This window comes from Rhizobium sp. SVR5-2C (genome assembly GCF_056755115.1).
Window position 1 is genome coordinate 1 of the sequence record NZ_JBNDHT010000077.1, and the last position, 10172, is coordinate 10172.

General features: G+C 59.6%; 12 protein-coding genes and 1 pseudogene. 9 read left to right on the forward strand and 4 right to left on the reverse strand.

Annotated elements, in window-relative coordinates; translation table 11 throughout:
* A pseudogene (locus ACPYOI_RS20935) lies at nt 1-255 on the forward strand (DUF6428 family protein); the annotation flags it as partial.
* Between the two features lie 324 nt (nt 256-579).
* Here ACPYOI_RS20935 and ACPYOI_RS20940 read toward each other — a convergent pair.
* From ACPYOI_RS20940 to ACPYOI_RS20955, 4 genes are all read right to left on the reverse strand, one after another.
* Nucleotides 580-981 (reverse strand): hypothetical protein, encoded by a 402-nt coding sequence (locus ACPYOI_RS20940; protein ID WP_481423317.1) that lies wholly within the window; start codon nt 979-981, stop codon nt 580-582.
* A gap of 170 nt (nt 982-1151) precedes the next feature.
* Entirely contained in the window at nt 1152-1838 is a 687-nt protein-coding gene (locus tag ACPYOI_RS20945) for a thermonuclease family protein (RefSeq protein ID WP_481423318.1), read from the reverse strand.
* Between the two features lie 2 nt (nt 1839-1840).
* Nucleotides 1841-2356 (reverse strand): thermonuclease family protein, encoded by a 516-nt coding sequence (locus ACPYOI_RS20950; protein WP_481423319.1) that lies wholly within the window; start codon nt 2354-2356, stop codon nt 1841-1843.
* A gap of 14 nt (nt 2357-2370) precedes the next feature.
* On the reverse strand, nt 2371-3003 hold the full coding sequence (locus ACPYOI_RS20955) for a hypothetical protein (protein ID WP_481423331.1): 633 nt from the start codon (nt 3001-3003) through the stop codon (nt 2371-2373).
* A 560-nt stretch (nt 3004-3563) separates the two neighbouring features.
* Between ACPYOI_RS20955 and ACPYOI_RS20960 the strand changes: the two genes are divergently transcribed.
* The 8 genes from ACPYOI_RS20960 to ACPYOI_RS20995 are packed head-to-tail and all read left to right on the forward strand — an operon-like array spanning nt 3564 to nt 10172.
* Nucleotides 3564-4013: a lytic transglycosylase domain-containing protein gene (locus tag ACPYOI_RS20960; protein ID WP_481423320.1), complete on the forward strand. Its 450-nt coding sequence runs from the start codon at nt 3564-3566 to the stop codon at nt 4011-4013.
* A gap of 17 nt (nt 4014-4030) precedes the next feature.
* Nucleotides 4031-4372, forward strand: a complete 342-nt coding sequence (locus ACPYOI_RS20965) for a TrbC/VirB2 family protein (protein ID WP_481416514.1) — start codon at nt 4031-4033, stop codon at nt 4370-4372.
* Between the two features lie 12 nt (nt 4373-4384).
* Nucleotides 4385-4675, forward strand: coding sequence for a VirB3 family type IV secretion system protein (locus ACPYOI_RS20970; protein ID WP_481423332.1), 291 nt, complete (start codon nt 4385-4387; stop codon nt 4673-4675).
* A 2-nt stretch (nt 4676-4677) separates the two neighbouring features.
* Nucleotides 4678-7092 (forward strand): VirB4 family type IV secretion/conjugal transfer ATPase, encoded by a 2415-nt coding sequence (locus tag ACPYOI_RS20975; protein WP_481423321.1) that lies wholly within the window; start codon nt 4678-4680, stop codon nt 7090-7092.
* A complete protein-coding gene (locus tag ACPYOI_RS20980; protein ID WP_481423322.1) occupies nt 7089-8198 on the forward strand; it encodes a lytic transglycosylase domain-containing protein in 1110 nt (369 codons plus the stop codon). Before ACPYOI_RS20975 ends, ACPYOI_RS20980 begins: the two co-directional genes overlap by 4 nt.
* Before the next feature lie 12 nt (nt 8199-8210).
* Entirely contained in the window at nt 8211-8912 is a 702-nt protein-coding gene (locus tag ACPYOI_RS20985; RefSeq protein WP_481423323.1) for a type IV secretion system protein, read from the forward strand.
* A 1-nt stretch (nt 8913) separates the two neighbouring features.
* The gene (locus ACPYOI_RS20990) at nt 8914-9129 is read left to right on the forward strand and encodes a hypothetical protein (RefSeq protein ID WP_481416510.1); all 216 of its coding nucleotides are present in this window, start codon (nt 8914-8916) and stop codon (nt 9127-9129) included.
* A gap of 11 nt (nt 9130-9140) precedes the next feature.
* On the forward strand, nt 9141-10172 hold the full coding sequence (locus ACPYOI_RS20995; RefSeq protein ID WP_481416509.1) for a TrbL/VirB6 family protein: 1032 nt from the start codon (nt 9141-9143) through the stop codon (nt 10170-10172).

Genomic DNA, 10172 nt, shown 5'->3' on the forward strand with positions numbered 1-10172 from the left:
TTCGCCGCCATCATCCGCAAGGTCTCTGAGCATGTGCAGCTGGGCGGCTCAGCGAAACTGACCTTCGAAGTGAGCGATGGCGTGCAGCCAATGCAGCTTTATTGCGCTTCGACCCCCGTTGTCTGTGACGGCGCGGTGCATGTCGAACTTGCGCCGCGTGCCGCAAGCTGCAAGCCGCGTGACCGGTGGTTGGCGGAACAGGCCCAGGTTGCCGCCTGCTGCGGACCGGCGACCGGTGCGAAATGCTGCGCCTAGTCGCGATGACCGTCATGGGCCCGCGAGGCCATGACGCGACCGCAGGGTCATCTACCGTCACCCGCCACGTTGGGCCAGACACCCGCTAGAAGCTGGCTGACGATCATGCAGATAGTGGTAGCCGTCAAGGCGGCGGCTCCATAACCAATTACAATCCAGAAGCAGCGTATCAAGACTCGCAAGACCGCACCCCATGGTTGTTCAAAGTCTGGACGCAACATGCGCTGGATTGATGAAGATGGTCTTGAAACGAGATGCAACATTTTATTGTCCGGTTTGGGCCGAAACCCGACCTCCTCGCTACTTCTCGTCTTTGGCTCCGATCTAATTCCTTAAATCGAAGTAAAAGCGCGTAGCTGCCTTAGTCGACTGGTCGAGGATATCGAAGAAATAGGGCTGTTCACGACGCGGTCGGGCCATGTACTCGGTGTATTCGCAGTTCCAGCCATCCCGATGGACCCATGTGATCCCATCGCGCTCCACCTTGATACGATCATTGTCGGCGAAACCGCCAGGCGGCCGCCGGCCTCCCCGGCAGTCTTTCACCGTGCGCGTGCAACGCGACAATTCAGAGTGAGAAAAGCCGCCGTTTGCTTCGCCTTCCGTCGCCGACCATCCAGCCGGGCAATCCGCAAAGGCCTCAAAACCAGGTTTTCCTGCACCACCCTCCGGGCATGTCGGCCAGGAAAAGCCGGACTTTTTCATCGCCGAGATCAGGCGATCCATTGGCGGACGGCATCCCGGCACACCGTGCCAGGAGGGATTGGATGAGGCGGCGCAGAGGAGTACTTCGCATCCCCATTCATCAGCCAGTGCTATGTGAGGAAAGATCGAGATCAGGAGGGCAAATATCGCAAGGAGAATGTGTTTCATGGCTTCGGTCTCCCAGGTGAGGGTTAGCGATCGGTGCGGCTCGGCAAGCGCCTTGCGTCAGCGAATGGCGGAGAAATATCCAATCTCCGTTCACGCAGAAGATTGTAATCCGCGACGGGTCGCCGGCTCGCCGTGCGGTCGACGGCCCATGCGCGCCACTCATTCATGTCGAGGACATACGTGGCCCACATACCGTAACGAACGGCCATGGCCTGCTTTTCAGCTGCCAGGTACGCGCTGTCGAGGATCACGTCGGGAACGCTCCTTGCCCAACCGACCCTCAAAAGCTCGAGCGCCAGATCATGACCACCAACGCAACAGCGCCCAACGAGGAAGCGGCCCCTGCCTTCGGCCCGGCACTCGACCCGTTTGTGCTGCACCGCCCTCTTCAGCCAGGCTTTGGCGAATGACCCACACGGCACCGGCTTCAACCGACCCTCAATCGCGGATGCTGTGTCCGGATCAAAGGCCCACTGCGGCAATTCGCACACGTCGATGCCAACGAGCCTGACTTGGAACCCGTACTGAGCGAACCAAAGCGTTCGGCCGTCCACGACAGATACCCTGCCGACAATTCTGGAAGGGGCGGGAGATGGTGCTGGTGAGCGAAATACGGCAGGCCGGGAGGCAGGAAGGTCGGCGCTGCGCCCAGCAGCAGTGCCGAGAATGAGGGATGCCAGCAAGAGAGCGGACGCTTTCAGCAGGGTCATAGCTACGGCCCCCTCGCCCGTGTCGCGGCTCTTCCATGGGCAAGCGACGGATGCTGAACATCGGCAAGCCGCCAGAGGCCGGACTTGGATTCTCTCGCCTTCTGCTCTGCAACCGCATAAGCCGGGTTGGCAGGCAGCCCGTTCTGGTCAAGTGCTGCGAAGGCATAGCCACGACTGATCAGAGCTGTTCCGAGATCTATCCTTTGATCGCCGACGGCGGCCGAGCAAACCACGTAGGACAGTTCGGGCGTTGTCGCCACCGGTGCGCAGCGTAGGCCCGCATCCTTGATGAAGGCAGCAAGGAACACCATCGATGCCTCACCACAATCGAGACGCAGAACGGCAGCATTTGTGAAAAAGGTTCCGCGCATCCACGACTGGACACCGAAGAGCCGATAGCGACTTTTTCCGTCAATCCAGGTATCTCCAGTGACCAATGTCACGCCGGGATGCAGTTCAATTTCGCGAGCGGGAGCGGCCAAGGCAGTGCCGACGCATAGCATGATCAAGAGTGCCACGGTCCCCTCTCGCATCATGGCTGTGTCCTCGGATCCGCCCACATGCCGAATCCCTGGCGACCGATCTTCTCAGCCTCCGCCAGGTCCGGCCGCATCAGCGACCCATCCGGTTTTTTCGCTAAACGGACGGCACCAAGCGACAGCAACTGCTCTTCGAAATTGTCGATACTGTCGAGCGATCCTGGGAAATTGTAGTAGCCGAAGCACGTCACGTCCTGTGTTGCCGCATTCTCCTCGGAAAGAAATGCCCGGCAGAGGATGACTATCGCAGATTTGAGAAGGATCTGTAGCTGCTGCTGCCCGAAGTCTTGGCAGCTCCCGGAGAAATTTTCCTTCCGGTTGACCATCTCTCCCTGGCAGGGTTCCAGACCGTAGAGATGCAAGGTGGTCTTGCCGTCGACGCTGATGTCGTTCGGCGAACTGGCATGAAACCCACTGGCTGAAGCATATCCCTTGCGAGATACGACCGTCTTGCTCCCGCCGTAATACTCGACGACCAGCACCGTTTTTTCTGGCGCGGCAAGAGACGTGATGTAGGCGGGATCGATAGGGCCGGCAGCAAGGGCACCAGACACGAGCGCGGGCCCCACCGCAAGCAGTGTCGCGATCGAGACTTTCGTTCTTCGGACCAAACGAGTTCGTGACATCCCCCTGTCCTTATCAACACCACCGATTAGCCTTTTTTCGATATTCAAGACTATAACAGTTCATTTTCCGAATTGACAATAAGCAATTTTTGATATCGTTTGGCCGCAGAAAACCGCATGGGTAGTCTGATGGCCAGCAAGCACCAGATAACTTTGATTGCGACGGCGGCGTGCCTGTATTCACTTGCGGCACAAGCTCAAAGCTATGATAAATTTGATATTACTCGTTTTATGGACATATCCACGCCAATGCATCCGCACGTTTACGGAGTGAGCCGCGACGAGAGACCGAGTTCGAGATCAACAGTGCAGGCGTGATTATTTCCGTGGAGACATTTAATGGCATTATCCACGGCATGAACTATAATAGTTTGAATCCATCATCATCAAATCAGAACCGACCAAGCGCGGCACGATCAAGGCAACCGATGGAAACTCGAACCGAAATGGTCCATGCCGATAAAGAATCGGCTTCGGCCTCTTCACCGCCTTGTGGCGCCTCGCCGGCGTCACTGGAAGAAATCAAGGCATTGGTGGTCGGAAGCGCCGGGAGGTACGGTGTGGATCCAGACTTCGCGCTTGCCGTCGCGTGGACCGAAAGCCGGTTCGACCGAGTCCGCAACAGCCCCATGGGTGCGCGCGGGCCAATGCAGTTGATGCCGGTCACTGCGAAGCGGTTCAACGTGACGAATGTTTGCGACCCCGCCGACAATATCGACGGCGGAATGCGCTATCTCCGCGCGCTTCTCGACGAATTCAAAAGCCCGATCATCGCCGCCGCAGCCTACAACGCCGGCGAGCAAGCAGTCTACGACAGCGGCGGCATGCCAGCCTATCCCGAGACCATCCGCTACGTGGCCTCGGTGATCAATCGCCAGCTCGGGCTTGGCTTTCCTGTCAAGCGAACAGGCCGCAGCCGCAATCAGACAAACGCCGGCGACAATGCAATCGCGAGCGACGTCATCGGCGCACGAACGCCGAAGTTCATCGGCGGGGTCATGCAGTTCTGAATCGAAAGGAGTCGACTATGAAGCTTGTTGTACTGCGCCATCGTCAAAAGAGTTGGGCGCGCGGCGCAGCCGTTCTGGGTGCTCTCGCCCTGCTGCAGTTCGCCACGGCGGACCTCGCCATGGCGCAGGCGACCAACCAGGCGTTCGCTCCCCTGCAAACGGTCGTTCAGGCGGTCGTCGATTTCATCACCGGTCCGTTTGGTCGCCTCGTCGCCATCATCGCTGTCATCGGTCTTGGGTTTCTAGCCTTCGCCGGGCGGCTCAGCTGGTTCACCGCCGGCGCTGTCGTCCTCGGCATCGGCCTGGTCTTCGGCGCGCCGGCCATCGTCGACCAGTTGATATCGACGGTCGGGAATTAGGTCTTGGCAGCCATGGATGATGACAAACCCCAGCTGACCCCCCTGGTGATCGGGCTGACCCGCTCGCCGACGCTTTGGGGCGTGCCCTACATGGCCGTGGTGATTGTCATCGGCCTGACGATCATCGCCTGGCTGGCAACCAACGAGCTGTGGGCGCTGCTGACGGCGCCGTTTGCTTATGCCGTTCTTTTCACGCTCTGCAGCTGGGACGCGCGCGTCCTCGATGTGTTGCAGGTTTCCACGCGGCTTACGCCCAGGACGCCGAACAAGACGTTCTGGGGTGCAAATTCCTACGGGCCATGACCATGCTGAGCATCATCCGAGAAGAGCTCGGCTTCGGAACCGTCCTCCATCGCGAGCGTCCCATGGCCAAGTACATCCCTTACCTCCGCCATGTCGCTGACACCGTCATCAAGCTCGAAGGCGGCGCTCTGATGAGTGTCATCAAATTGGAAGGCCTGTTCTTTCAGACCGAGGATCAGGCCGAGATCAACATGCGTTCTGTGGTGCAGAATACCCTTATCCGGTCGCTCGGCTCCAGCCGCTTTTCCCTGTGGTCGACAGTCATCCGCCGGCGGGTCAATACCTCCGTCGACGGCGTGTTCGACGATCCCTTTTGCGAAGAGCTTGATCGGCGCTACACGGCTTCGCTCGCTGGCAAGCGCATGTTCGCGAACGATCTCTATCTGACCGTCCTGCGGTCGGGCATGCGCGGGGCACTGGGGGCCGGTGACCGCGCCCGCCGTTTGCTTGGACGAGCGTCAGGCCGTGACACGCAGGCGGATCAGTTGCGCGAAGCGGTTGGTGAGCTTGAAGAGCTTGTCGGCAACATCGTTCGTGACCTGAGCAAATACGGGGCGGCGGTCCTCGGTATTTCGAGCGCGAACAATGAGCCCTATTCGGAGCCATCGGCGTTCTTGAACGAAATTCTGACCTGTGGCGTACCCCGCAAGATGCGTCTGCCACGCATGGGCCTTGGCAATTTCCTCGGGACGTCGCGGCTCCATTTCGCACGGCGCACCATGCAGGCGCAGGGGCCGGTGAAGGAGGATGACCGCTTTGGCGCGATGCTCTCCATCAAGGAATACCCGCCGTTTACAGGTCCAGGCATGCTGGATGGCCTGCTGCAGGTGAACCACGAGTTTATTCTCACCCAGTCCTTCACCCTGGCCGACAAACCCATTGCGCAGGAACGCATCACGCGGCTCAAGCGGCAGATCGGCGCATCCGACGAGGCCGGCAGCGATGTCGAAAACGATATCGATTTCGCGCTGAATAGCCTGCTCAACCAGGAAGCCGTCTTCGGCTTCCATCACCTTTCGCTTCTCTGCCTGTCGCGTGACGTAGATGGCGTCAACAAGGCGGTCTCGGATCTAGGCGCCTGCCTCACCGACATGAACATCAACTGGCTGCGCGAGGACCTGAACCTGGAAGCGGCCTTCTGGGCTCAGCTGCCGGGCAATCACGCTTACATTGCCCGGCGGGCGATGCTGTCGAGCGCCAATTTCTCCGGGCTCTCGTCGATGCACAATTTTGCGGCCGGCCAAAGGGACGGGGTGCATTGGGGAAGCCCCATCACCATCCTGGAAACAAGTAGCCAGACGCCCTATTGGTTCAACTTCCACCAGCGCGATATCGGCCATTTCCTGGTCACCGGCCCGACGGGGTCGGGCAAGACCGTCGCCCTCACCTTTCTGCTGGCACAGGCTTTCAGGGTGAGGCCATCGCCGCGCGCCGTCTTCTTCGACAAGGACCGCGGCGCCGAAATCTTCCTGCGGGCGATGAACGGGTCCTACGTGATCCTCTCGCCAGGTGCTCCAACCGGCTTCAACCCCTTGCAGATCGAGAATATCGGCAAAAACCGGGAATTCCTTCTTCGCTTGCTCAAGGCAATGCTTCGCAACGACCGCGATGGCGCGTTCGATCAGGAGGAAGAAGACACGCTCGAACGCGCGATCGTGCGCCTCATGCACGAGCCCAAGGCCGAACGAACGCTTGCGAACTTGGCCGGTCTCCTGACCGGACGTTCACGCGCCGGCCCCAACGATCTGCACGCGCGTCTTCGCCCATGGATCGACGGCGAAAAGGCTTGGCTCTTCAACGCCCGCCGCGATGTCCTTTCTTTCTCCGAGAGGCGCGTCTTCGGGTTCGACATGACGAGCATCCTCGACAATGACGAAGTCCGAACGCCGGCATTGATGTACATCTATCACCGCCTCGACGAACTCTTCGACGGAACCCCGGTCATGATTTTCATGGATGAGGGTTGGCGTCTGCTGAAAGACCAGACCTTCAGCGACTTCATCGTCGACAAGATGAAGACGATCCGCAAGCTGAATGGCATTATCGGCTTCGGTACTCAGTCGGCCGCCGACATTGTCCGCTCGCCGCCGGCGCGTACACTGATTGAGCAGTCCGCGACCAACATCCACTTTCCCAATCCGCGGGCTGACGAAGAGAGCTACATCCATCGCTTCGGACTGACGGCCAAGGAATTCAGCTTCATCCGCAACACGCCGCCGGAGAAACGATCCTTCTTGATCAAGCACGGGAATGACAGCGTCATAGCCCGGCTCGATCTCAGCGCCATGCCTGACCTGATCAAGGTTCTCTCCGGGCGGAAAGAGACCGTCGAAGAATGCGAGCGCCTTCGCAATCAACATGGTGACGACCCGGAAGCTTGGCTGGCCGAGTTCTGCGGCTGGGGGCATCAGCCATGAAACCCCTCACCGCACAAAGGTCGCCGCTTGGTACAATTCTCATTTTCACGGCCGCCGGGCTGTGTGTCATTCCAGGATTTGCGAGAGCCGACGTTCCGACAATCGATGACACCAACCTCATTCCGCGCGAGCACCGCGACAAGACAACGAGTGATCTCGAAGACACCGATCACGATCGCTATACGATCCACACCTCGGTCACCTGCTCGATGTACCGGCCCGGCCGGCGCAACGATCCGATCGGTGCAGCCGAAGCCAACCCGGAAATTTCCGGTCTGGTGCGCCGCGTCGCCCGGGAGGAGGGTGTGGATGAGGACCAGTTTCTCGCCCTCGTCTATCAGGAGAGCCGGTTCAATCCTTGCGCCAAATCAGGAGCCGGCGCAACCGGGCTCGCTCAGCTGATGTCCGGTACCGCCGCGCAACTCGGTGTTGACGAGAACAATATCGAGGAAAACCTTCGCGGCGGCGCGCGCTATTACAAGCAACAACTTCGCAATTTCGGCGGTGACGTGAACCTCGCTCTCGCGGCCTACAATTCCGGGCCGGGCAATGTCAGCAAATATGGCGGCATTCCTCCCTTCAAGGAGACACAGGGTTATGTCGCCGCAATCACGCAGGGCTGGCTCCCGGCGTTTGGTGGCTCCGACAAGTCTGCAATACCCCTCAATTTTGGGGGCGGAGAAACAGCCTACACCGGCATGCGCTCCTCGACGCTGAACGCCATGGGCACCAGCGCCTCGACGTCTGCCAGCCTCGGCAACGTGGTGAGTTGGTACCAGCAGCTGGGTGCGATGCAGACTGGAACCGTCCAGGACAGCTGGGATCACAATTCGACGGCGCGCAATGCCAATCTCGAAATGATGAACAACGTCATCAAGCTGACGACCGCGATGGCTGACCTCATCAATTCGCGCAACGCCGTTTCATCGGCCAACCTCTCCGGCTCCTCACAGTCGATGAGCAGCCAGGGCCGTGACGCGCCACCGCGCGACACGGCCGGCTTGTGCGATCCGCGGCAAACCCTCGTGTGGAGCGATGAAGACAAGGCGTGCATCGAGAAACGCGCCGACGTGGACCAGGTGCAGCTCCTGCTGCAACCGCAATGATGGGAGAAGACAATGAGACTTGAGGTGATGACCATTTCCGGCGTGCTTTCCTTGGCATCGGCAGCCCTCGCCGACGTGCCCGTTATCGACAAGACCAACTATCAGGTCGCCAAACAGACAGCGGAGACGACGGACAAGATCCTCGACACCAACAAGAATATTCTGACGACAGTTGAGGACACGCTAAAAGCCGTGACCGGCGATCGGGGCAGCGCGGCAGCGCCTTTGAAGGATCTGGCGATCGGCAACGGCTTCAGCGTTTCGGCGGTCCCATCCTTCGACAGCATCCTGAAGGAAGGCGTGCCGAACTTCGGATCGATGAGCGGTGACATCGCCAAAGCGGCCACCGTGTTCATCAACGGCCTGCAACTGGTGAAGAGCCTCTCAGGAAAAGAAGATAGCAGTTTCTCAGGCGACAAATCCTATGAGCAATTGGTGAACACCGTGCTCGGCGTCTCAGCCATGATCAACGGCTCGCAACAGGCCGTCCAGACGCGGCGCAACGCCTTAGAGCAAGCCGGCGCGCAGATCGGTACCGTCCAGGACATCAAAGGATCGATTGATCAGAACACCCAGTTGCAGGTGCAATCCGGGCTGACCCTGAACGAGATGATCGGGGTGATGAATGGAGCCGTGACGTCGCTGCAGGCCGAAAACCAGCGCCGGCTCACGGATATTTCGAACACCAAGAAGACGCTGGCCTACGGCAATTAGCATGACATTAGCGAAAATGGTTGGGCTTGCCGTCGCGGGCCTGGTTTTGCTGTCAGGGTGCGGCACGGTGAAGGAGAAGACGGCGCCATGCAAAAGGCCCGCCAACCTCACGTCATTCGCCCCCGATACGAGAGAGGACTGCGGCGCCATGTACCGCGTCAATGACCCAGCCGCCGCCTTTGCCGCGCTCGGCATCGTCGAGCCTGGCGGGCAATAAGGATTTCGGTGATGCAAGACTTTCTTGGCGATCTCCTGCAGCGCATCGAAGACTCTGGCTCAAGCTTTTCTGAGCAGGCTTACACGGTGGTCGGCAACGAGCTGATGCCGCTCCTGAGGGTCATGCTCATGGTCTACGTTGCCTGGTATGGCCTGCAGCTGGTGACGGGCACATCACGTCTTTCCGTTGGCGAGGTCGTCGGCCGGACCGTCAGGATGATGATCATTCTCGCATTGATCAGTTCCTGGGCCAACTTTAACAATCTCTTCTACCATTGGCTCAACGACACGCCGGAAGATGTCGGCCGCGCCATCCTGGCTGCCGCGGGTACGGGGATCCGCGAGCCGACGAACGGCTTGTCGCAGATCTGGAAGACAGCCAATGAGGCGGCATCGGCCTTTGCGGAGCAGTCGGGTTATTTTTCGATCCTACCCAGCATGATCGGCATCCTGATCATGGTGGGTGCCGGGGTCTTCATCGCCATCGCCCTCGCCATTCTCATCCTTGCCAAGGTGATGCTCTGGGTGCTGATCGGCACCGCCCCGATCTTCATCGCCTGCATGCTGTTCGATCGCACGCGGGGCTACGGCATGGGCTGGTTCAACCAGGTGCTGACCTACGCACTCATCCCCCTGTTCATCTACGTCATCGCTGCGTTTCTCATTGCTGCGATGAACCCTGAACTCACCAAGATCGACGCGGCCAGTGGATCGCGGACACTGACGCTGGCAGACATCGCCGGCTTCCTGCTTCTCTGCATCGCGGGCGGATTCGTGATGCTCTACATCCAGTCGATCGGCCAAGGGATTGCAGGCGGCATTGCCGTCGGCGTCGGAAACGCGGCGGCCGGGATCACTCGCCGACTCGGCATCCGTTATCCGGTCGCCGTCACCAGGAGCGGTTCACGCACCAGCCGAGGCGCCTATCGGGCCGGTCGGTCTCTTTCAAGCCGTTTCAGGGGCGGCGACGGAGGAGATGACGACGCTTCCGGCATACGCTCGTCCATGCAAACGAAAATTTCCCGCCAAGGCCTCCCAAGCTGA

What these genes read in the sequence shown, in the direction of transcription:
- ACPYOI_RS20990 (WP_481416510.1), top strand. Translation starts at nt 8,914, where the DNA reads ATGACATTAGCGAAAATGGTTGGGCTTGCCGTCGCGGGCCTGGTTTTG.
- ACPYOI_RS20945 (WP_481423318.1), bottom strand. Translation starts at nt 1,838, where the DNA reads ATGACCCTGCTGAAAGCGTCCGCTCTCTTGCTGGCATCCCTCATTCTC.
- ACPYOI_RS20985 (WP_481423323.1), top strand. Translation starts at nt 8,211, where the DNA reads ATGAGACTTGAGGTGATGACCATTTCCGGCGTGCTTTCCTTGGCATCG.
- ACPYOI_RS20995 (WP_481416509.1), top strand. Translation starts at nt 9,141, where the DNA reads ATGCAAGACTTTCTTGGCGATCTCCTGCAGCGCATCGAAGACTCTGGC.
- ACPYOI_RS20970 (WP_481423332.1), top strand. Translation starts at nt 4,385, where the DNA reads ATGGATGATGACAAACCCCAGCTGACCCCCCTGGTGATCGGGCTGACC.
- ACPYOI_RS20955 (WP_481423331.1), bottom strand. Translation starts at nt 3,003, where the DNA reads ATGTCACGAACTCGTTTGGTCCGAAGAACGAAAGTCTCGATCGCGACA.
- ACPYOI_RS20975 (WP_481423321.1), top strand. Translation starts at nt 4,678, where the DNA reads ATGCTGAGCATCATCCGAGAAGAGCTCGGCTTCGGAACCGTCCTCCAT.
- ACPYOI_RS20980 (WP_481423322.1), top strand. Translation starts at nt 7,089, where the DNA reads ATGAAACCCCTCACCGCACAAAGGTCGCCGCTTGGTACAATTCTCATT.
- ACPYOI_RS20965 (WP_481416514.1), top strand. Translation starts at nt 4,031, where the DNA reads ATGAAGCTTGTTGTACTGCGCCATCGTCAAAAGAGTTGGGCGCGCGGC.
- ACPYOI_RS20940 (WP_481423317.1), bottom strand. Translation starts at nt 981, where the DNA reads ATGGATCGCCTGATCTCGGCGATGAAAAAGTCCGGCTTTTCCTGGCCG.